This window comes from Stenotrophomonas sp. CASM101, assembly GCF_049384845.1.
Lineage (GTDB): Bacteria > Pseudomonadota > Gammaproteobacteria > Xanthomonadales > Xanthomonadaceae > Stenotrophomonas > Stenotrophomonas hibiscicola.
Map to the genome: position 1 here is coordinate 759,667 of NZ_JBMRFR010000001.1, position 22,969 is coordinate 782,635.

Genomic DNA, 22,969 nt, shown 5'->3' on the forward strand with positions numbered 1-22,969 from the left:
CGCCGGCAACTCTGCTATAACCCTCGGTTCACCCCAGTGAACCGCCGCACCTCAACGACGAGATCGCAATGCCCCGCCACATCCGCTCTGCCTGGTTGAAGACCCTGGCCACCGTTGCCGCGGTGCTGCTGTTCGCCGGACTGGTGGGGTGGCTCTCGGGGCATCTGTGGCTGTGCATCGCACTGGGCGCGCTGGCCACCCTGGCCTGGCACTACTGGCGGCTGCGCAGCGTGCTGCGGCGGCTGACCGCGCGCCAGCGCTGGGACACCGCCGAGGAAGGCAGCGGCGTCTGGAACGAGCTGGACCGCCTGCTGTACCGCAACCAGGTGGAAATGCGCGTACGCAAGCGCCGCCTGCTGGACATGCTGCGCAGCTACCGCGCCGCTGCCGCCGCGCTTCCCGATGCGGTGGTGGTGCTGGACCGCAACAGCCAGCGCGTGCAGTGGTTCAACGAAGCGGCTACCGCCCTGCTCGGCCTGCACCATCCCGGCGACCTTGGCGAGGCCCTGGTCGAACGCCTGCAGCCAATGCCGCTGGCGCACTGGCTGGCCGGTGGCCGCAACGCCGAGCCGATCCTGGACGTGCCCTCGCCGGTCGACCCGGCGATCCGCCTGAACCTGCGCCTGATTCCCTATTCGTCGGATTACTGGCTGCTGATCGCGCGTGACGTCAGCAAGCTGCTTCGCCTGGAACAGGTGCGCCGCGACTTCGTGGCCAATGTTTCACACGAACTGCGCACGCCGCTCACCGTGGTCCACGGCTACCTGGACATGATGGACCCGGAGGATTTCCCGGGAACCGGACCGATGCTGGAGGAAATGCGCAAGCAGAGCCAGCGCATGGCCCAGCTGGTGGAAGACCTGCTGACGCTGTCGCGCCTGGAATCGCAGGAACACAGCGAGGAAGAGACCGTGGCCATGCAGCCGATGCTGGCAACCCTGCGCCGCGAGGCCGAAGCGCACAGCCAGGGCCGCCACCAGATCAGCATCGACGATCTGGCCGGCGTAGACCTGCAGGGCTCGACCAAGGAGCTGCACAGCGCCTTCTCCAACCTGGTCACCAACGCGGTGCGCTACACCCCGGCCGGTGGCCGCATCGCGGTGGAGTTCCGCCGCGAGGGCGACGGCGCCGTGCTGGCCGTGCGCGATTCCGGCTACGGCATTCCCGCCACGCACCTGCCGCGCCTGACCGAACGCTTCTACCGGGTTTCCAGCAGCCGCTCACGCGAGAGTGGCGGTACCGGACTGGGCCTGTCGATCGTCAAGCACATCCTCGGCCTGCACCACGCACGGCTGGAGATCGAAAGCGAAGTCGGCAAGGGCTCGGTGTTCTCCTGCCATTTCGATGCCGACCACGTGCGCCCGCGCGAGTCCGCCCCCCTGACCTCCATCGAAGAATGACGCCATGAGCAGCCTCGGATCCCTCCCCCTCCCCGTGAGCCCGGACAACGATCCGTTGCGCGACCCGGCGCTGTACATCAACCGTGAGCTGTCGCAGCTGGATTTCAACTTCCGCGTGCTGGCCCAGGCGATGGACCCGCAGGTGCCGCTGCTGGAGCGCCTGCGCTTCATGTGCATCTCCTGCACCAACCTCGACGAGTTCTTCGAGATCCGCGCCGCCGCCGTGCGCCACGCGCAGGAGTTCGGCCTGCCGCCGGCACCGGACGGGATGAGCCCGCAGGCCATCCTCAGCGCCATTCATGACCGCGCCGCCGAACTGGTGGACCAGCAGTACCGCTGCTGGAACGAGACGCTGCGCCCGGCGCTGATGGACGCCGGCATCGGCGTGCTCGGCCGCCATTCCTGGACCGATAGGCAGAGGCGCTGGCTGCGCGCCTATTTCCGCAACGAGATCATGCCGGTGCTGTCGCCGCTGGGCCTGGACCCGGTGCATCCGTTCCCGAAGATCCTCAACAAGTCGCTGAATATCGTGGTGGTGCTCAAAGGCACCGACGCGTTCGGCCGCGCCGGCCACCTGGCCATCGTGCGTGCGCCGCGCTCACTGCCGCGCATCATCCAGCTGCCGGAAAAGCTGGGCGGATCACAGAATTTCGTGTTCCTGTCGTCGGTGCTGTCCACCTTCGTCGATGAGCTGTTCCCGGGCATGGAAGTCCAGGGCGCCTACCAGTTCCGCGTTACCCGCAACTCCGAGCTGGTGGTGGATGAGGAGGAAGTGGAAAACCTGGCGCTGGCGCTGCGCGACGAGCTGGTGGACCGCGGCTACCGGCCGGCGGTGCGCCTGGAGATCGCCCACGACATGCCGCGTGAGATCGTGCGCACCCTGCTGCAGAATTTCGGCCTGACCGAGAACGCGGTCTACCGCATTGATGGCCCGGTCAACCTCAACCGCATCATCCAGCTGTACGACCTGATCGCGCAGCCGGACCTGAAGTACCCGCCGATGACCCCGCGCACCCTGCGCGACAGCGACGGCATCTTCGAGACAGTGACACGCCAGGACCTGCTGCTGCACCATCCGTTCGATGCCTTCACCGCGGTGCTGGACCTGATCCGGCAGGCGGCGATCGATCCGAACGTGCTGGCGATCAAGCAGACCCTGTACCGCACCGGCAAGGATTCGCTGATCGTCGATGCACTGATCCAGGCCGCGCGCAACGGCAAGGACGTGACCGTGGTGGTTGAACTGCGCGCGCGCTTCGACGAGGAAGCCAACCTGGGCCTGGCCGATCGCCTGCAGGAGGCCGGCGTGCAGGTGGTGTACGGCGTGGTCGGCTACAAGACCCACGCCAAGATGCTGCTGATCGTGCGCCGCGAAGGCCGCAAACTGCGCCGCTATGTACACCTGGGCACCGGCAACTACCACAGCGGTACCGCCCGCGCGTACACCGACATCAGCCTGATCACGGCTGACCCGGACATCGGCAACGACGTGCACCTGCTGTTCCAGCAGCTGTCCGGCCTCGCCTCGAAGATGAAGCTCAAGCGCCTGCTGCAGTCGCCCTTCACTCTGCATACCGGCATCCTCGGCCGCATCGAGCGCGAGACGCGCATCGCCGCCGCCGGCCGCCCGGCGCGGATCATCGCCAAGATGAACGCGTTGAACGAACCGCAGGTGGTGCGCGCCCTGTACGCGGCCTCGCAGGCCGGCGTGCAGATCGACCTGATCATCCGCGGCGCCTGCACCCTGCGCCCGGGTGTGCCGGGCATCTCGGACAACATCCGCGTGCGCTCGATCGTCGGCCGCTTCCTGGAACACAGCCGCGTCTACTGGTTCGGCAACGACGGCGCTCCGGAAATGTACTGCGCCAGCGCCGACTGGCTGGAGCGCAACCTGCTGCGCCGGGTCGAGACCTGCTTCCCGATCCTCGACCCGGAGCTGGCCAAGCGGGTCTATCGCGAAGTGCTGCAGAACTACCTGGACGACAATCTCAACGCCTGGGAACTGGATGCCGACGGCATCTACCACAAGCGCGCGCCGGCGCACGACGAAGCGCCGCATTCCGCGCAGATGGCATTGATGCAGGGGCTGTAGTCCTGCCCCGGTGGATCCCGACCGATTGTCGGGATTCGATCAGTGCCGACCAACGGTCGGCACCCACCCACAGCGGGATCTGACCCCTTGCCATCGTGCTGCACGCCTCCTTCCAAAATGTGAAGGCCGCGCGGTGACGAGCACACCGCCCCTTCGGCTAACATTCGTCCATGCCGCATACCACCACGACTCCGCCCGCATTGCAGGATGGCGACCTGCTGGCCGCCATCGACCTTGGCTCCAACAGTTTCCACATGGTCATCGCGCGCTACACGCTCGGTCAGCTGCGGGTGATCGACCGCCTGCGCGAGACGGTGCGCATGGCCGATGGCCTGGATGGCAAGGGTGGTCTCTCTTCCGCTGCACGCCAACGTGCACTGGAATGCCTGGCCCGCTTCGGCCAGCGCATCCGCAATGTGCCGCCGCACCGGGTGCGTGCGCTGGCCACCAACACCGTGCGCCAGCTGCGCTCGCCGCAGTCGTTCCTGGTTCCCGCCGAAACCGCGCTCGGGCATGCCATCGAAGTGGTCAGCGGTCGCGAAGAAGCGCGCCTGATCTACCTGGGCGTGGCCCATGCGCAACCACCCAAGCCCGGCCAGCGCCGGCTGGTGATCGATATCGGCGGCGGCTCCACGGAATTCATCATCGGCATGGGCATGCAGACCCTGGAACGCGAAAGCCTGCAGGCCGGCTGCATCGCCAGCACACGGCGTTTCTTCCCTGGCGGCAAGCTGAGCAAGAAGCGCTGGAAGGATGCGCTGGCCGAGATCGGCCGTGAGTTCCAGCCCTTCGCCAGCAAGTACCGTGCGCTGGGCTGGCAGGAAGCCCTGGGTTCTTCAGGCACGCACAAGGCGATCAGCGAGATCTGCGCAACGATGAAGCTGAGCAAGGGCGCGATCACCGCCGAGGCCCTGCCGCAGCTGCGCGATGAACTGCTGAAGGCGAAGAAGATCGACGACATCCAGCTGCCCGGGTTGTCCAGCGACCGCCGCCCGATCATCGCCGGCGGGATCCTGGTACTGGAAGCCGCGTTCCAGGCGCTGGGCCTGCAAAAGCTGCTGGTGAGCAAGGCCGCGATGCGCGAAGGCATCCTGTATGACATCGTCGGCCGCGCCGGCGAGAACGACCTGCGTGATGAATCGGTGGCCGCACTCAGCCAGCGCTACGGCATCGATACCGTGCAGGCCGAGCGGGTGCAGGAGACCGCGCTGTCGCTGCTGGAACAGGTGCAGGATCGCTGGAGGCTCGATGCCGACGATGCGCGCATGCTCGGCTGGGCCGCGCGCCTGCACGAGCTGGGCCTGATGATCGCGCACAGCGGCTATCACGTGCACGGCAGCTATGTGCTGGAGCACTCGGATATCGCCGGCTTCTCGCGCCAGGAGCAGCAGATGCTGGCCGCGCTGGTGCGCAGCCACCGCCGCAGCGTGACCAAGACCGCCTTCGACGCCCTGCCCGAGCGCCTGCTGCTGACCGCACGCCGGCTGGCCGCCCTGCTGCGCCTGGCGGTGCTGCTCAACCGTGCCCATGAGGACGATCCGCTGCCGGCACTGGAACTGACCGCCGACGACAACCGCCTGTCGCTGATCGTGCCGCAGGCCTTCATCGATGCCCGGCCGCTGCTGCGCGCGGACCTGATCGGCGAGACCGATGGCATCGCCGGGCTGGGCATCCAGTTCCGGCCGTTCGTGGCCTGAGCGCCGCGCCCCCACGAGGGGAGTAGGTCACACACCGTTACAGTTCGCGCAAGTGCCCCGCATAGATCTGCTGCGATGCAGCAGATCATGTCGAGCAAGCGCATTCAGCGTGACCGCTAAGCGACTGCTTTTGTTGAGCTTTCGTGAAATCTGATGAAGAAAGCTGGTACAAACCGACATATCCTCTTTACAGAGACTTAACCAACGAGACTACTATCGGGTCATCGGTCCGCTTGTCGGCGGCCGATTTCTTCGACGCCCTTTTTTGGCGTCCCTGCACGACCTTAGAGAGAGAGAGCTCGTCATGACTTCACGTACTACCCCCCTGGGGCAGGCCATCCGCTACGCCCTGGCAACCACGGCGGCGCTGGCCGCCCTGCCTGCGTTCGCCCAGAGTGGCGGCACCGCCGCGCCGACCACCCTGGATCGCATCGAGATCACTGGCTCGCGCATCCGCCAGGTGGACGTGGAGACCGCTCAGCCGGTCCTGGCACTGAGCCGGCTGGACATCGAGCGCCAGGGCTTCAGCTCGGTGGCCGACATCCTGCAGAACGTCACCGCGATGGGCAGCCCGGCGATCAGCCGTGCCAACGCGCTGAGCGCTGGCGAGAACACCGGCGGCACCTATATCGACATGCGCAACCTGGGCGCGCAGCGCACCCTGGTGCTGGTCAATGGCAAGCGTCTGGGCATCAGCACCTCCGGCTACCAGGACGTGTCCTCGCTGCCGGTGTCTGCGGTGGAGCGCATTGAAGTGCTGAAGGACGGCGCCTCGGCCATCTACGGTTCCGACGCGATGGCGGGCGTGATCAACATCATTACCCGCTCCAACGTCAACGGCGTGACCGCCAATGTCTACCACGGCCAGTACAGCGAAGGCGACGGTGCCCGTGACCGCTTCGATGTGGTCGGCGGCTGGAGCAACGATCGCGTGTCGCTGACCTTGGCACTGGAGCACTCCGAAGAAAAGAGCGTCTGGGCAAAGGACCGCTGGTTCAGCAAGTACGGCGTGAGCGACCGCCACCCGAACGACGCCTCCAACTGGACCACGCTGAGCCAGTGGGGCCAGGTTACCGGCCTGAAGGGCGGCCCGGGCTGCACCAACGCCACCCAGGGGTGTGGCTACTCGCTCAACCGCGGCGCTGACCCGACCAACCCGGCCAACTACCACCTGACCGACGCAACCCCGTTCACCGGCGACGTCAGCAACGCCAACGAACAGATGCACGTCATGTATCCGCTCAAGCGTGATTCGGTGTACTTGGACGGTCGCTTCAAGATCACCGATCAGGTCAACCTGCGCACCGAATTCGGCTACAACAAGCGTTCGGCCGAGCGCCAGATTGCAGGCTACCCGCTGCAGTCCAGCTCGGTGTCCATCTCCGGTGACCCGACCGCCACCGGCCTGATGTCCAAGGACAGCTACTTCAACCCGTTCGGCACCCAGCACGGCTATGCCAGGCCAACCGACGTGGCCTGGAACCGCCGCACCTGGGAAATCCCGCGCGTGAGCACCAGCGAACTGAAGACCTACCATGCGGTAGTGTCGCTGGATGGCAGCTTCGAGATCGGCCAGCGCTACTTCGACTGGGACGTGGGCTACCAGTACAACCGCAACGAGCTGACCGCCACCGCCACCGGCAACCTGCACAAGAAGCGCGTGCGTGACGCCGTGGGCCCGTCGTTCCTGGATCCGGCCACCGGCAAGGTGATGTGTGGCCGTCCGGGCGCGGTGATCAGCGGCTGCACGCCGTGGAACCCGCTGGTGCCCTACGGCAGAAACGATCCGAACGGACTGACCGGCAATGAAGAGCTGATGGCCTGGCTGTTCCCGGCGGAGCACACCACCGGCCGGACCACCACCAAGAACGCGTTCGCCAATCTGTCCGGCAGCATCCTGACCCTGCCGGCCGGCGACCTGGGCTTCGCCTTCGGTGTGGAAAGCCGAAAGGAAGATGGCCGCTACACCCCCGACGCTCTCGCCCAGACCGGTGCCACCACCAACCTGGCCGCTGGCCCGACCGGTGGCAGCTACAACGTGAAGGAAGCCTACCTGGAACTCAATGTGCCGGTGCTGGCCGACCTGCCCGGCGCACGCGAGCTGAGCTTCAATGCCGCTACCCGCTATTCCAAGTACAACACCTTCGGCAACACGCTCAACAGCAAGTTCGGCTTCAAGTGGAAGCCGATCGACCAGCTGCTGGTCCGTGGTACCTGGGCCGAGGGCTTCCGCGCACCGACCATCAACGATCTGTACGGTGGTGGTTCGGAAACCTTCGCGCAGTTCAGCGACCCGTGCGACACCGTGTTCGGCTCGGCCAAAGGCAGTGCCGAAGTCCGCGCACGGTGCGCACGTGACATCGCCGATGCAGCCAACTTCCGCCAGCTGAAGCAGGGCAACACGCCGGTAACCACGGCGCAGGATGCCACCCCGACGCCGTTCGTGTCCGGCTCCAACCCGCTGCTGGTTCCGGAGACCTCGACCAGCAAAACGCTGGGCCTGGTGTGGAGCCCGACCTTCCTCAGCAACTTCAACGTGGCGCTGGACTGGTGGAAGATCCGCATCGACAACACCATCGTCGGTGACAGCCCCAACCAGATCCTGAAGGATTGCTATGAGCAGGGCATCGAATCGCGCTGCAGCCGCTTCACCCGCGATCCGTCCAACGGCATCGTCACCGGCCTGAAGTTCGGCAACCGCAATGCCGGTTTCGCCGAGACCGAGGGCTACGACCTGGATGTCAGCTATCGCGTCGACACCGGCTACGGCAAGCTGAGCGCAGGTTGGACCAGTACCTATGTGAGCAAGAACGTCTACCGCTCCACCAATGATGTCCGCGATGCGATCACGCCGATCAACGGCGTTGCCAACACCATCGGCACCGCTACCAGCCTTGCGTTCCGCGTGCGCTCGAACCTGGTGCTGGGCTGGGATGTGGGTGACTTCGGCGTCAGCTGGACCGCACGCTACTACTCCGGCGTGAAGGAGCGCTGCCTCAACGCCTCGCGGTATGCCGACGAATGCTCCGATCCGACCTTCCTGGCCCCGTGGCTGAAGTCGCCGACCGCCTACAACGAGCGGGGCGCGGTGACCTTCCACGACGTGCAGTTCCGCTACAACCTGCCGTGGGATGCAACCGTGTCGGTGGGTGCCAACAATGTGTTCGGCAAGGAAGCGCCGGTGATGTACAGCAAGCCGAACTCGTCGTTCTCCTACTACGGTGGCTACGACATCGGTCGTTTCATGTACATGAAGTACCAGCAGCGCTTCTGATCCATCCACGCTGTTGAAGCTCGACGACCACGGCCCTTCGGGGCCGTGGTTTTTTTCTGCCTCCGCGCAGACTGTCGCTTTCCACATTGACCTTGATGCGTTCAATCAGGGGCACGGTCCTCTGATCTGCTTCCGCCGCACGGCCATTGTTTGCAGCAATCGATTGATTTACTTCTGCTTTGTGCAGAAGCGTCACGACTGTCTACGGTGCTTTCGTCGTTTGCCCATACGTCTCCACGCCCGTCTTCACTAGGTTCGAACGTCCACCACTGCGGTGGCATTTACGCAGCCCCGCTTGGCTGTGTTCCGAAGACTTCGAAGACCGAGAGAGAGACCCATGACCATCCGTATTCCCGAACTGGGGTTGGCGATCCGTCGTGCACTGACGATGACGGCCACCACCGCACTGGCCGCCCCCGCATTCGCCCAGCATGCACCGGAAGCCACCACGCTGGACCGTATCGAGATCACCGGTTCGCGCATCCGCCAGGTCGACCTGGAAACCGCACAGCCGGTGCTGACCATCAGCCGCGCCGACATCGAGCGGCAGGGCTTCAATTCCGTCGCGGACATCCTGCAGAACCTGACCGCGACCGGCAGCCCCGCGCTCAGCCGCGCCAGCCCGCTCAGCAGTGGCGAAGCCTCCGGCGGCAGCTACGTGGACATGCGCGGGCTGGGGGCGCAGCGCACGCTGGTGCTGGTCAACGGCAAGCGCCTGGGCATGACCACTTCGGGTTACCAGGACATTTCCAGCATTCCCGCCGCTGCCGTGGAGCGCATGGAAGTGCTGAAGGACGGCGCTTCGGCCATCTACGGTTCCGACGCGATGGCCGGCGTGGTCAACATCATCACCCGGCGCAACGTCCAGGGCGTGGCGGCCAACGTCTACCACGGGCAGTTCAGCGAAGGTGACGGTGCGCGCACCCAGTACGACGTGGTTGCCGGCTGGTCGAACGACCGCGCCTCGATCAGCGTCGCCGCCGAGCATGTCGAAGAGAAGGGCGTATGGGCCAAGGACCGCGGCTTCAGCGTCTACAGCTACACCGATCGTCATCCGGACGATGGCTGGACCACGGTCGGGCAGTGGGGGCGCATCGTCGGCTTCAAGGGCCCGGGCTGCAGCAGCAGCCGTGGCTGCAGCTATTCCCTCGACCGCGGCAGCCAGCCGGGCGGGCCGGACAGTTTCCACCTCAGTGACAACACACCGTTCACCGGTGATGTCAGCAACAGCAACGAGCAGATGCACGTGCAGACACCGATCAAGCGCGATTCGCTCTTTGTCGACGCACGCATGGATATGAACGACCAGGTCCGCTTCAGTACGCAGCTGGCCTACAACCGGCGTACCACCACGCGCCAGGTCGCCGGCTATCCGTTCCAGTCCGCTGCGGCCGGCATCACGCCGATGTCCGCCGACAGCTGGTTCAACCCGTTCGGCAGCCACCACGGCTATGAACACCCAAGCGACGTGCACTGGAACCGCCGCACCTGGGAGATTCCGCGGGTCAGCATCAGCGAACTGACCACCTGGCAGGGTGTGGCCGCGTTTGAAGGCAGCTTCCAGTTCGTCGGTCGCGAGTTCGATTGGGAAGCCGGCTACCAGTACAACCGCAGCGAACTGGAGCAGCGTGCCACCGGCAACCTGCACAAGCAGCGCGTCGCCGATTCCACCGGCCCTTCGTTCTACAACCCGGCCACCGGCAAGGTGGAATGCGGTACACCGGAGGCACCGATTGCCGGCTGCAAGCCCTGGAATCCGCTGGTGCCGTATGGCCAGGATGACCCTTACGGCCTGACCGGCAACAGCGAACTGCAGGACTGGCTGTTCCCCGAGGAAATCACCCGTGGCAGAAACACCACCCGCAACCTGTTCGCCAGCCTCAGTGGAGGCCTTGCCACGCTGCCTGCGGGGGAACTGGGCTTCGCCCTGGGCGTGGAGAGCCGCCGCGAGGAGGGGCGCTTCATTCCCGACGCGCTGGCCCAGACCGGGGCCACCACCAACCTGGCGGCGGGCCCCACTGGAGGGGGTTACCGCGTCGACGAGGCCTACCTGGAGCTGAGCGTGCCGTTGCTGCACGACCTCCCCGGTGCACGCCAGCTGACCCTCGACGCGGCAACGCGCTACTCGGACTACACCACCTTCGGCGGAACCCTCAACAGCAAGTTCGGCGTGTCGTGGAAGCCGATCGACCAGCTGCTGGTCCGTGGCACCTGGGCGCAGGGCTTCCGTGCACCGACCATCGCGAATCTGTACGGTGGGGGTTCGCAGACCTTCACCACCGGCTTCCGTGACCCCTGCGATACGGTGTATGGCGCGGCCGCCAGCAGCCCGGAGGTGCGTGCACGCTGCGCCGCCGACATCGCCAATGCAGACAGCTACCGCCAGCTCGGCCAGGGCAATGAGCCGATCACCGGCAGCAGCGGGCAGACACCGCTGCCCTTCACCAACGGTTCCAATCCCGACCTGAAGCCGGAAACCTCTACCAGCCGCACCCTGGGCCTGGTGTGGAGCCCGACGTTTGCCGAAGGGCTGAACATCGCGCTGGACTGGTGGAAGATCCGCATCGACAACACCATTGTCGCCGACCACCCCAACGACATCCTCCGCGACTGCTACGAACTGGGCATCGCCGAGCGCTGCGGCAGCTTTACCCGCGACCCGGAGCTGGGCATCGTCAACACGCTCAGCTATGGCAGCCGCAACAGCGGTTTCCGCCAGGCCGAAGGCTATGACCTGGAGATCGGCCACAAGATCGAAACCTCCTGGGGCACGTTGAGCGCCGACTGGAAGACCACCTATGTGGTCGCTGCGGAGCAACGGACCACCAACGAGGCGGATGTACCGCCGATTCCCAGCAATGGCATCGCCACCGACGGTGGCATCGGCTTCCGCGTGCGCTCCAACACATCGCTTGGCTGGGAACGCGGCAACCTCGGCCTGACCTGGGGCCTGCGCTACTTCTCTGCGGTCAAGGAGCGCTGCCTGGGCGTTGATGAGTATCCGAACGAGTGTTCGCACCCCGACCAGCGCGCACCATGGTTCAGCGGCAGCCGTGACTACAACCGTCGCGGATCGGTCACCTTCCACGACGTGCAGGCACGCTACAACCTGCCATGGGATGCGACCGTCTCGATCGGTGCCAACAATGTGTTCGGCCGCCAGGGTCCGGTCATGTACAGCCAGCCGAGCGCCAATTTCTCCTACTACGGTGGCTTCGACATTGGTCGTTTCATCTACATGAAATACCAGCAGCGCTTCTGATCCGCCGCGCTTGCTGCGGCACCGCCACGGCCCTTCGGGGCCGTGGCTCCACGGCAACCGGACGGCCGTCATCCCGTGGTCGCAAAGCGGTCATATCCGCTACATCGCCAGGCCCGAGCATGCCGGAAACCCGGAGGCCCGCCATGCGCTATGCCATCGTCACCGAGACCTACCCGCCGGAAGTGAACGGCGTTGCCCTCACCGTGCAGGGCCTGGAGCAGGGACTGCGCACTTCCGGCCATGACATCGACCTGATCCGGCCACGCCAGACCAGCGAAGCGCTGGACTCGGCGCCAGGCACGCTGCTGGTTCCGGGTGCCGCACTGCCGCGCTACCCCGGCCTGCGCTTCGGCCTGCCTGCACCGATCCGGCTCAACCGCCACTGGCAGCAGCAGCGTCCCGATGCGGTCTACATCGCCACCGAAGGCCCGCTGGGCTGGTCGGCGCTGCGCACCGCGCGCCGCCTTGGCATTCCGGTCGCCAGTGGTTTCCACACCCGCTTCGACGAGTACCTGCCCGACTACGGCGTCGCCTGGCTGCAGGCCGCTGCGATGCGCTGGATGCGCCGGTTCCACAACCAGGCCGACGCAACGCTGGTACCCACCCGCGAACTGCAGCAGTTCCTCGGCGAACAGGGTTTCGAACGTGTACGCCTGCTGGCACGTGCGGTCGACAGCCAGCAGTTCGATCCGGGCCGGCGCGACCCGGGGCTGCGCGAGGAATGGGGCGTGGACGGCAATGGCCTGGTCGCGATCCATGTCGGCCGCATCGCCGCGGAAAAGAACCTTGGCCTGGCGGTGAAAGCCTTCCGGCGCCTGCAGCAGATCCGGCCCAAAGCCCGCTTCGTCTGGGTAGGTGATGGTCCGGCCCGCGAAAAACTGGCACATGAAAACCCGGATTTCATCTTCTGCGGCATCCAGCGCGGCGAGGCCCTGGCGCGGCATTTCGCCAGCGGTGACCTGTTCCTGTTCCCCAGCCGCAGCGAGACCTTTGGCAACGTGACCCTGGAAAGCATGGCCAGCGGCCTGGCCACCGTCGCATTCGACTACGGTGCGGCCCGCGAATACCTGCGTAATGGCGAGAACGGCGCGGCCGTGGAAAACGATGAGCAGTTCATCGAGGCAGCCGTGCAGCTGGCCGCCGATGATGCACGGCGCCGCGAATTCGGCAGCAGCGCCGCGCGTGCGATGAAGCGGCTGCATCCACAGCAGGTGGTTGCCGAGTTCGATGCGCTGCTGTCCGAGCTGGCCCAGTCGCGGAGGAGCGGCCATGCGCACCACGCCGCTTGAGCTGTTGGCCGGCCGCGAGGCGCGGCTGTGCCGCCGGGCCAACCACTACTGCCGGCGTCGCCGCGTGCGTCGCCTGTTCTCGGTCATCAGCCGTCTCGGCGATGGCGTGTTCTGGTACGTGCTGATGGGCGCGCTGGTGCTGCTCGACGGCTTCGACGGACTGCGCGCCTCCGTGCACATGGCCGCCACCGGGCTGGCCGCGCTGCTGCTCTACAAAGGCCTCAAGCGCTGGACCCGGCGTCCCCGCCCGTATGCGGCCGATCTGCGCATCCGTGCCTGGGTGGCACCGCTGGACGAGTTCAGCTTCCCCTCCGGGCACACCCTGCACGCGGTGTCGTTCACCATCGTCGCGTTGGCCTACTACCCGTGGCTGGCACCGCTGCTGGTTCCCTTCACCTTCGGCGTCGCGCTGTCGCGGGTGGTACTGGGCCTGCACTACCCGTCCGATGTACTGGCCGCCACCGGCATCGCCATCCTGCTGGCATCGGCCAGCCTGGCCTGGCTGCCTCTGCCGGTGTGATGGCCGCTGCACCGGCCGCGCGTGGCCCGGCGCTACCGTCATCGTTGATGGCCTAGAATGCAGGCATGACCACGCTGTTCATTTCCGACCTGCATCTGGACCCCAGCCGTCCGGAGATCACCGACCTGTTCCTGCGCTTCCTGCGCGACCAGGCGCCCGGCGCCGATGCGCTGTACATCCTGGGCGACCTGTTCGAGGCCTGGATCGGCGACGACACGCCCTCACCCGCCGCCGATGCGGTGGCCGACGCACTGAAGGCACTCTTCGACAGCGGCGTGCCGGTGTACTTCATCCGCGGCAACCGCGATTTCCTGCTCGGCGAGGACTATGCCCGCCGCGCCGGCCTGCGCATCCTGCCCGACCCCTGCGTGATCGAACTGTACGGCCGCCCGGTGCTGCTGCAGCACGGCGACCTGTTGTGCACCGACGACATTCCCTACCAGCAGTTCCGCGCGCAGACGCGCGACCCGGCATTCCAGGCGCAGTTCCTGTCGCAGCCGCTGGCCGCGCGCATCGCCTTCGCGCAGAAGGCGCGTGATGCCAGCCAGGCACGCCAGGCGGAAATGAAGCAGGGTGACCGCGCACAGTTCGAGACCGTCACCGACGTGGCCCCGGCCGAAGTCGATGCCACCTTCGTGCGCCACGGCGTGGATACGATGATCCATGGCCACACCCATCGCCCGGCGGTGCACACGCTGCAGGCCGGTGGACGCACCTGCACCCGCATCGTACTGGGCGACTGGTACGAACAGGGATCGGTGCTGCGCGTGGATGCCGGCGGCTGGTCGCTGGATACGCTCGCGCGCGAATGATGGATCGCAGGGTGCCAACCAGGGTTGGCATCTACCCGGGCAGGTGCACGCACCCGGGCAGACACCGCCCCTGGCCGGCGCCTGGCCTCAGCGGAAGCCCGCGATGGTGGCCTTGGTATTGACCAGCACGCGCTGGTTGTCGGCGGTACTGGCGTTGCCCATCGGGATGCCGTTGTAGCTGATGTTCGGGTTGGACCAGTAGTTCAGGCGCGGGCAGCTGCGGGTGCAGTTGTAGGCCATGATCGTGCGCCAGCCGGTGCCGCTGGACGGCTCATAGCGATAACCATGGCCATAGGCGTACGGCGAGGTGCTCGGGTCGGTGGCGATATCATGCCGTGCACTCTGCAGGTGGCCGATCTCGTGCGCGAACGAGTAATAGCCTGTCGCGCAATCCCAGTACACCGCCGCGAAGGCGGTGGAAGCCGTCGAGCCTATGCCCGAGGCCAGGCCACAGTACGCACTGTTGTTGATCAGCAGCACGCCCACGTCCGCCGTGTAGGTGTTCCGGCTGGTGTGGATGCTGTCCATGTAGCCGTCGCTGGTGCCACGGAAGCGGGCCAGATCAGTATCGAAGCTGCCCGATTCGGTGTAGTTGGTGGTCTCGTAGCGGGCCAGCTGCATGGTGATGCCCACGTTGCTGTTGACATACCCCTGGTTGGACTCGGCCACGGCCAGCTGCACCAGCGACTGCATGTTGCCGCCATAGGCCGCCACGGCCGCATTGGTCGCCACCACCAGCACGCGGATGGTGGCCGGGGTGCCGGACGACGCCTGTGCGGTACCGATGCGATCGTTGGCGCCCATCGGGATTTTCGGCAGCTGGTTGTAGTCGGCCGGATGGTCGGCCGGCATCCGCGATTCGTCCACTTCCACCAGCACGTGGCGGTTGCCCAGCGGGCGCAGGCGATAGAGCTTGCCGTCCTTGCGGATCGACCCAGTGATGGTGTCGCCCGAGCGCACCAGGATCAGCGAATTGCCCGGATCGTCCTGGCCATTGGACGTGGCAGCGGTCAGCTTGTCCGAAGGGGAGCGGAACTGGCCGTACCAGATGCTGCCGCCATCGGGCAGCGCCTCCACCTTGCTGCGCACCGCCTGCACGCGCCGGCCGAGCAGTTCGAACTCGAGCTGCGGCTGCGCGGTGGCAGCTGCATCGACACGCACTTCCTGTACCGTCGCGGTGGACGGGGTGGCCAGCAGCTTGTCCAGCGCGGGCTCACTGTTTGCCGATGCACGGCTGATGACCGTCACTGGCTCGAACAACGGTGCCGCCTGCGCGGCCGCTGCCACCGACAAACCCAATACCAGGCCACCTGCCGCTTTGCCAATCGATCTGGACAACATTGCGTCGCTCCTTGAATGATGTGAACAGCGTTGATGCAGCACGCCCGGGTTTGCCGGGTTTGGCCATATGGCCTGCGTGGGCCGTGTGAATTCAATAGAAGACGGAGATGAAAATCAGGAAATGTGATCCACCGCATCTACGTTAATTAAGGTCAAAAGCGTCACTACACTTCGCCAATACACCGCTTTCGCGCTACCGTGACGTAGCCACGACGGGACATGCACATGGCTCCATCGCAGGACACGGACGAAGATGTCGGCTTGCTGCGGATAGGCCTGTTCTTTGATGGCACCCGCAACAACGCACACAACCTGGCACGCGGTCGCCCCCGGGTTCCGCAGCCACGTCCGGCGCAGCTGCGTGCGAATGACGATTCGACCTACCAGAGCCGGCTGACCAGCAGCTACGACAACGGCCTGACCAACATCGCACGCCTGCAGCAGCTGTATCCGGACAGCCGCCGCGATGCGATGGCCACACCTTCGCTGTCGATCTACGTGGAAGGCGTGGGCACCCGCGACGATGCCGACGACGACCTGATCGGACTGGCGTTCGGCATCGGCGCCAGTGGTGTGCGCGCGAAAGTGCAGCGCGCGCTGCAGGTGCTGCTTCCGGCCGCACTGTCGGGACTATCCGCACGCTGGCAGCGACCGCTGCATGGCGTGCAGCTGGACCTGTTCGGTTATTCACGCGGCGCTGCTGCCGCACGTGACATCGCCAACCAACTTCAGGGCTGGGACGGCGTGCGCTGGCGCCAGCTGCTACAGGCCGCCGGCCTGTCCTGCACTACGAACTTCGCCCCGGCCACGCCGGTACTGCGCTTCATCGGGCTGTTCGACACCGTGGTCGCGGTCAATGGCGGCCGCGCCGAGGAACAGCCGCAACTGGCGCTGCGCAGTGGCATCGCACGCCACGTCGTGCAGCTCACCGCGCGTGATGAACATCGCCAGCACTATGCACTGACCAGCGTGGCGCCGCCGTTCACCGAGATTGCCCTGCCCGGCGTGCACGCCAACATCGGTGGCGGCTACAACCAGCTCGACGAAGGGCCCAAGCTGCTCAGTCGCCCGCGCCGGCAGTTGCTGCGCCGCCCCGCGGTTGCCGACTACCAGATTCCTCCATTGGCGATGCTGCAGGCCACCACGGCCTATGCTGAAACACAGGCCGATGCCGAACGCTGGCGACAGCAGCTGGGCGTGGACGAGAAGGAAATCTGGGTGGATGTCTGGCACCAGTGGCAGCAGCAGCGACGCGCCGGCAGCCGCAGCGTGCTGTTGTCACCGGTGCTGTATGTGACCGCCGCTGTGGTACTGCGCCGGCCCATCGACTGGCGTTACCAGCTGATCGCACTGCAGGTGATGCAGCAGCAGGCCATCGATGCCGGCGTGCAATGGACTGCAAATGCCGCCGAGGTTCCCGGCTGGGAACTGCCGTCCGCCCTGCGGCCTATCGCACGGCGCCTGGTGGCCGGACAGCCACTGACGGCGACACAGGAGGCGCTGCTGCGTCGGCGCTACCTGATGCAGTCGGCGCACTGGAACTTCGATGCGCTGGGCGACACCGCACTGACCTACGCCGCCGATGCCGGCGTCAGCGAACTGCCGTATCGACCAGGCCCTGGCTTGTTCTATATCAACCGGCCAACCGTGGATGGCAAGCGCGTGGTGTTGCCGAACGCATAAGAAAAGGGGACCTCCCCTGTTCTCAGCCGGCCTGCTCGACAAGGTTGGCCAGCTCATCCGCATCGAACCCGGCCAGCAGGCGCGCTTCCATGTTGAACGGCCCGTGCAGGTAGCCGCCGGCATACTCCACAAGCAGTTCCTTGAAACGTGCGCGCGGCTCGACACCGGCGCGGTCGCAGTACCAGCGGTACCAGCGCGAACCGGCGGCAACATGCGCCACTTCCTCACGCAGGATCACCTCCAGCACATCGGCGGTTTCGCCATCACCGACATTGCGCAGTTTCTCGATCATGCCGGGCGTCACGTCCAGGCCGCGCGCTTCCAGCACGCGCGGCACCAGCGCCATGCGTGCCAGGCCATCGTGCGCGGTCTTTTCGCACATTTCCCACAGGCCGTTGTGCGCGGGGAAGTCGGCGTAGTCGTGGCCATGCACCTGCAGGCGCTCGCGCAGCAGCATGAAATGCCGCGATTCGTCGTCGGCACAGCTGACCCAGTCGGCATGAAACGCCGACGGCAGGCCACGGAAGCGGTACACCGCGTCCCAGGCCAGGTCGATCGCGTTGAGTTCGATATGGGCGATGGCGTGGATGAAGGCAGCCCGACCTTCCACGCCACCCAGTCCGCGCCGCGGAACTTCGCGCGGATGCACCAGCATCAGCTGCGCTGGCCGGCCCGGCATGCGGATCGGTTCCGGCGGTGGCGCATCGGCCGCCACCTTCAGGCGACCGGCACGGAACGCGGCCGCATACGCCTGGGTCAGCGCAACCTTGCGCAGCGGGTCGGCTTCGGCCAGGCACTGCTGCGCTGCGCGCAGCAGGTCGCCACCAACGTCGGGTACATCGACCACGCCTGGTCCTCAGGCGCGGCGCTTGTGCTTGGCGTCGTCCGACCGCAGCTGCTGGATGCGCTCGAAGTAGCCCGGTTCAATGCCGGTCGGGTAGTGGCCGTTGAAGCAGGACGAATCGAAGCTGCGCAGCGCCGGGTTGCCCTCGCTCACTGCCGCTTCCATGTCTTCCAGGTCCTGGTAGATCAGCCAGTCGCAGCCCAGGTGGGCTTCGATCTCTTCCACGGTGCGGTTGTGCGCGACCAGTTCCTCGGCCGCCGGCATGTCGATGCCGTAGATGTTCGGGTAGCGCACCGGCGGCGCGGCGCTGGCCAGATAGACCTTGCGCGCGCCCGCGTCACGGGCCATCTGCACGATCTGCTGGCTGGTGGTGCCACGCACGATCGAATCGTCCACCAGCAGCACCACGCGGTTGCGGAACTCAAGGTGGATCGGGTTGAGCTTGCGACGCACCGACTTCACGCGTTCGCCCTGCCCCGGCATGATGAAGGTACGGCCGATGTAGCGGTTCTTGATGAAGCCTTCGCGGTACTTCACCCCAAGTACGTTGGAGATTTCCAGCGCCGCGTCGCGCGAGGTGTCCGGGATCGGGATGATGGTGTCGATGTCATGATCCGGGCGCAGGCGCAGGATCTTCTCGCCCAGCTTGATGCCCATGCGCATGCGCGCCTTGTGCACCGAGACGTTGTCGATCATCGAGTCCGGGCGCGCGAAGTACACGTATTCGAAGATGCACGGGGTGTGCTCGGCCGGCTCGGCGCAGATCTCCGAGAACAGCTCGCCACGCGCGGTGATCACCAGCGCTTCGCCCGGCTGCACATCGCGCACGCGCTGGAAGCCCAGCACGTCCAGCGCGGCCGACTCGGACGCCACGATGTACTCGTCGCCCTCGGCATGGCTGCGCTTGCCCAGCACCAGCGGACGGATGCCATGCGGGTCGCGGAAGGCGACCAGGCCCAGGCCCAGCACCACGCTGACCACCGCATAGCCGCCCTTGCAACGGCGGTGCACGCCGGCCACCGCGCGGATGGCCGCTTCCGGGCTGAGCTGGCGCTGCTGTTCCAGTTCGTAGGCGAACACGTTCAGCAGCACTTCGCTGTCCGAATCGGTGTTGACGTTGCGGCGGTCCTGTTCGAACACCTGCTGGCGCAGCACCTCGGTGTTGATCAGGTTGCCGTTGTGGGCCAGCGCGATGCCGTACGGCGAATTGACGTAGAACGGCTGCGCCTCGTCCATGCCTTCCGAACCGGCGGTCGGGTAGCGCACGTGGGCAATGCCCACGCTGCCTTCCAGGGTGGACATGGTGCGGGCATCGAACACATCGCGGACCAGGCCGGTGGCCTTCTGCACGCGCAGGCGGCTGCCGCTGGCGGTGGCGATGCCCGCCGCATCCTGGCCACGGTGCTGGAGGACGGTCAAGCCGTCATACAACTGCCCGGCGACGTTCTGGTTGCCGACGATTCCGACGATGCCACACATGATGCGAGGTCTCCGCTGGGCTGTGCCCAGTTACAAGGAAGGTGGCCGTACCTGGCCGCGGTGGTCGCCGCGCACGCGGTCGACGTTGGCCGGATCGCCCGGCTCGATACTGTCCGGCAGTGCAGGAGCATCCGGGCGCACTTCCGCCGGATCGTAGGAATCGCCCTGTTCCGCTTTCGCAGGCCGCAGCCATCCGCTGCCTGCCACTACCTGGTTGAGGATGCCATTATCGCCTGCCGCGCCCGGCTTTCCCAACCCGGCGCCAGCGTTCTTGCCCAACTCCATCAATGCAGATGGGGACAGCGCGTCGGTCGGCAAGGCCTTGGGCAGCAGATCGGCCCCGGGAACCTCCCAGTGCGGCAGCTTGCTGTTCATCCAGGCAACGGTGGGATTCAGCAGTGGCCGCACCGCCGAGCGCTGCCAGGAGGGCTCGGCAGTCAACGGGGTGAAACTGCCCAGCAGCAGCAGGATCGCGGCGATCAGGCCGCCCCGCACGGCCCCCAGCACCCCGCCCAGCAGGCGGTCCAGGCTGGTCAGCATGCTGCGGTGGACCAGAGCCTTGATGACCATGCCGATCACCGCAACCACGATCATCACGCCGATGCCGACGCCCAGGTAGCCGCCGACGAAGTGTTCGCCACCGGGGGCCGCCGGGGCAGCCCACCAATGGGCGGCATCATTGCCGAAGGCGAAGGCCGCCCACGCGGCCAGCAGCCACGACAGGGTGCCAATGACGATGCCGACGAAGCCGCGCAGCATCCCCAGCAGGGTGGAGGCGGCGATCACGATCAGCAGCACCACGTCGATCATGGCGCCCCGCTCCTTCGGCGGCGCTGGCAACGCGGCTGCGCGTGGGTCATGGGTGCGGCCGGACCATGCCGGCGACGCCGACCTTGGCGGCGACCTGCGCCTTCAGCTGCTCGGCATCGCCACGGTTGGCCACCGGCCCGACGCGGACGCGATGCAGGGTGCCCTTTTCGGTGCGCACCTGCTCGACAAAAGCACTGAAGCCGGCGGCGCGGACCTTGTCGCGCAGGGCGTTGGCATCGTTGGCCTGGCCGAACGCGCCCAGCTGCACGGCAAAGCCGACGCCGCTGGCGGCCGGTGCTGCCGGCGTGGCCGGGGCCGTTGCCGGCTTGCTCGCGGTGGCCTCCGGCTTCGGCTCGGGCTTCGGGGTTTCGGGCTTCGGCGCCGGCTTCGGCGGCTCGGGCTTGGCCGCCGGAGTGGTCGTTGCAGTCGGCGTACTCGGCGGCAGGCTTTCACTGCGCACCGGGTTGCTGCTGGCCGACGGCGCGGTGGCGGCGGATGGGGTACTGGCGCTCGGCGTAGCCGGTGCCGGGGTGGCTGCCACCGGGGCGCTGCTGTCCGCTGCGGCATCCAGGGTGATCACTTCGGCCTTCACATCGGCACGGATCTTCACCGCCTGCAGGCGGGCGGCCTCGGCCTGTGCACGGTCGGCGTACGGCCCCACGCGCACACGCCATGCCTGACGGCCGTTGATGGTGGTCGCTTCTGCGAAGCCCGGCAGCTGCGAGCGCTGCAGGTAGGCAATCACGGCATCGGCGTCGGCCTTGCTGCCGTAGGCGCCGAAGGTGACGGCGTAGTTGCCGGCAGCAACCGCCGGGGAGGTGTCCACGGTCGGCGGCGTGGCCGGCGTGGCGGCGTCCTGCAGCGGCTTGGCCTGCCCGGTCTGCAGGCCGGTGGCACCACCGGCCGGAGCCACCAGCGGTAGTTCACGGGTTTCGAACTGGCCATCGGCCGGCGCGTCCGGCGCGGCGATCGGCACCGAGGCCACACCGCTGTCCGGTGCAGGTCCCTTGACCAGCATCGGCAGGAAAATCACGGCCAGTGCGACCAGCACGATGGCACCAATCAGACGCTGTTTCAGAGGCGTATCCACGTGAGGCGGCAACTGTCCGGAGGTTGCGGTCGATTATACGGGTGCCGGACCGGACGGCGTCGGGATTGGCTGAACGTGGCTCAGGCGTTGCGCTGCAGCCACTGCAACGCGGCGGCGGCGGTATGGAAGGAGCCAAACACCAGTACGCGGTCACCGCGCTCGGCCCGGTCCAGTACCTGCGCCAGCGCCTGCTCGACCGAAGCGGCCAGCTGCGCGCTGCCAGCATCGGTCTCGGCCAGGCGCGCCTGCAACTGGGCGGCACTCTGGCCGCGCGGGCCGTCCAGGCCGGCAAGGGTCCACTCGCCAACCACGCCCTGCAATGCCCGCACCACACCCACCGCGTCCTTGTCCTGCAATGCGGCATACACCGCCAAGGTGCGCCCGGCCGACGCTTCGGCCTTCAGCGCGCGGGCCAGCTGGCCCGCCGCCTGCGGGTTGTGCCCGACGTCGACGCGGATCTGCACGCCATCTCGCTCGAACGCCTGCAGCCGACCCGGGATACGCGCCGCCGCGATACCAGCGGCCCACGCCGCGCGCGGCACCGGCTTGTCCAGCGCGCGCAGCGCAGCAATGGCGGCACCCGCATTGGCCAGCTGGATCGGCCCGGCCAGCGCCGGGGTTGGCAGTTCCATGCGCAGGCCAACGTCCCGCCAGCGCCAGCGATGGGCATCGATCGGCTCGTAGAAATAGTCGCTGCCGCCGCGGATCGCGTTGGCACCCACCAGGTAGGCCCGTGCGAGCACGCTCGACGGCGGGTCGGTCTCACCCAGGATCACCGGCTTCCAGCCACGGATGATGCCGGCCTTCTCGGTGCCGATTGCTTCGCGGTCTTCGCCCAGCCATTCGGCATGGTCGATGTCCACAGTGGTGATCACGGCCACATCGGCGTCGACGATGTTGACCGCATCCAGGCGACCGCCCAGACCCACTTCCAGAACCGCCAGGTCCAGCCCGGCGTCGGCGAACAGCTGCAGCGCGGCCAGCGTGCCGTACTCGAAATAGGTCAGCGTGGTCTCGCCGCGTGCGGCCTCGACGGCGTTGAACGCAGCAACCAGCGCCGCATCGTCCACGTCCTGGCCGTCGATGCGCACGCGCTCGTTGTAGCGCAGCAGATGCGGCGAGGTGTATGCGCCAACCTTCCAGCCGGCGGCACGTGCAATGGCTTCGATGAAGGCGACGGTCGAGCCCTTGCCGTTGGTGCCACCAACCACGATGGTGCGCTTGCCCGGCGCCCCCAGGCCCATCGCGGTGGCCACGGCGCGCACGCGCTCCAGGCCCATGTCGATGGTCGCCGGGTGCTGGCGTTCAATGTAGTCCAGCCAGTCGGCCAGGGTGGTCGGGGTGTTCGTCACGGCAGGGGTTCCAGCAGAAGCAGG

At 66.7% G+C, this 22,969-nt stretch carries 15 protein-coding genes; 9 read left to right on the plus strand and 6 right to left on the minus strand.

All coding sequences use genetic code 11. The features are described from left to right. Nucleotides 1-68: 68 nt before the first annotated feature. The 8 genes from phoR to lpxH all read left to right on the plus strand — a co-directional run bounded on the left by phoR (nucleotide 69) and on the right by lpxH (nucleotide 14,346). A complete protein-coding gene (gene phoR / locus VG543_RS03750) occupies nucleotides 69-1,400 on the plus strand; it encodes a phosphate regulon sensor histidine kinase PhoR (protein WP_019659537.1) in 1,332 nt (443 codons plus the stop codon). Between the two features lie 4 nt (nucleotides 1,401-1,404). Next, nucleotides 1,405-3,492, plus strand: coding sequence for a polyphosphate kinase 1 (gene ppk1 / locus VG543_RS03755; RefSeq protein WP_019659538.1), 2,088 nt, complete (start codon nucleotides 1,405-1,407; stop codon nucleotides 3,490-3,492). A gap of 170 nt (nucleotides 3,493-3,662) precedes the next feature. Then, the gene (gene ppx / locus VG543_RS03760) at nucleotides 3,663-5,189 is read left to right on the plus strand and encodes an exopolyphosphatase (protein WP_019659539.1); all 1,527 of its coding nucleotides are present in this window, start codon (nucleotides 3,663-3,665) and stop codon (nucleotides 5,187-5,189) included. Between the two features lie 304 nt (nucleotides 5,190-5,493). Beyond that, on the plus strand, nucleotides 5,494-8,463 hold the full coding sequence (locus VG543_RS03765; protein WP_423177748.1) for a TonB-dependent receptor domain-containing protein: 2,970 nt from the start codon (nucleotides 5,494-5,496) through the stop codon (nucleotides 8,461-8,463). A 337-nt stretch (nucleotides 8,464-8,800) separates the two neighbouring features. After that, nucleotides 8,801-11,725 (plus strand): TonB-dependent receptor domain-containing protein, encoded by a 2,925-nt coding sequence (locus VG543_RS03770; RefSeq protein WP_423177749.1) that lies wholly within the window; start codon nucleotides 8,801-8,803, stop codon nucleotides 11,723-11,725. Nucleotides 11,726-11,868: 143 nt separating this feature from the next. Then, nucleotides 11,869-13,014: a glycosyltransferase family 4 protein gene (locus tag VG543_RS03775; RefSeq protein ID WP_010483926.1), complete on the plus strand. Its 1,146-nt coding sequence runs from the start codon at nucleotides 11,869-11,871 to the stop codon at nucleotides 13,012-13,014. Continuing rightward, nucleotides 12,995-13,534, plus strand: a complete 540-nt coding sequence (locus VG543_RS03780) for a phosphatase PAP2 family protein (protein ID WP_010483928.1) — start codon at nucleotides 12,995-12,997, stop codon at nucleotides 13,532-13,534. The genes VG543_RS03775 and VG543_RS03780 overlap by 20 nt, the downstream gene beginning before the upstream one ends. Before the next feature lie 65 nt (nucleotides 13,535-13,599). Next, on the plus strand, nucleotides 13,600-14,346 hold the full coding sequence (gene lpxH / locus VG543_RS03785; protein ID WP_019659544.1) for a UDP-2,3-diacylglucosamine diphosphatase: 747 nt from the start codon (nucleotides 13,600-13,602) through the stop codon (nucleotides 14,344-14,346). 87 nt (nucleotides 14,347-14,433) lie between these two features. Here the strand turns inward: lpxH and VG543_RS03790 are convergent, their stop codons facing one another. Further along, nucleotides 14,434-15,687, minus strand: coding sequence for a M12 family metallo-peptidase (locus VG543_RS03790; protein ID WP_423177750.1), 1,254 nt, complete (start codon nucleotides 15,685-15,687; stop codon nucleotides 14,434-14,436). Between the two features lie 225 nt (nucleotides 15,688-15,912). On the opposite strand from VG543_RS03790, the gene VG543_RS03795 reads away from it, so the two are divergent. Beyond that, on the plus strand, nucleotides 15,913-17,370 hold the full coding sequence (locus VG543_RS03795; RefSeq protein WP_423177751.1) for a DUF2235 domain-containing protein: 1,458 nt from the start codon (nucleotides 15,913-15,915) through the stop codon (nucleotides 17,368-17,370). 22 nt (nucleotides 17,371-17,392) lie between these two features. Here the strand turns inward: VG543_RS03795 and VG543_RS03800 are convergent, their stop codons facing one another. The 5 genes from VG543_RS03800 to folC all read right to left on the minus strand — a co-directional run bounded on the left by VG543_RS03800 (nucleotide 17,393) and on the right by folC (nucleotide 22,945). After that, entirely contained in the window at nucleotides 17,393-18,217 is an 825-nt protein-coding gene (locus VG543_RS03800; RefSeq protein ID WP_111104135.1) for a ferritin-like domain-containing protein, read from the minus strand. A 9-nt stretch (nucleotides 18,218-18,226) separates the two neighbouring features. Beyond that, nucleotides 18,227-19,693, minus strand: coding sequence for an amidophosphoribosyltransferase (gene purF, locus VG543_RS03805; protein ID WP_019659548.1), 1,467 nt, complete (start codon nucleotides 19,691-19,693; stop codon nucleotides 18,227-18,229). Nucleotides 19,694-19,723: 30 nt separating this feature from the next. Continuing rightward, complete coding sequence (locus VG543_RS03810; RefSeq protein ID WP_019659549.1) at nucleotides 19,724-20,503, minus strand: CvpA family protein; 780 nt, start codon at nucleotides 20,501-20,503, stop codon at nucleotides 19,724-19,726. A gap of 46 nt (nucleotides 20,504-20,549) precedes the next feature. Further along, the gene (locus VG543_RS03815) at nucleotides 20,550-21,593 is read right to left on the minus strand and encodes an SPOR domain-containing protein (RefSeq protein ID WP_021202992.1); all 1,044 of its coding nucleotides are present in this window, start codon (nucleotides 21,591-21,593) and stop codon (nucleotides 20,550-20,552) included. Between the two features lie 80 nt (nucleotides 21,594-21,673). After that, complete coding sequence (folC, locus tag VG543_RS03820; RefSeq protein WP_423177753.1) at nucleotides 21,674-22,945, minus strand: bifunctional tetrahydrofolate synthase/dihydrofolate synthase; 1,272 nt, start codon at nucleotides 22,943-22,945, stop codon at nucleotides 21,674-21,676. Nucleotides 22,946-22,969: the final 24 nt, after the last annotated feature.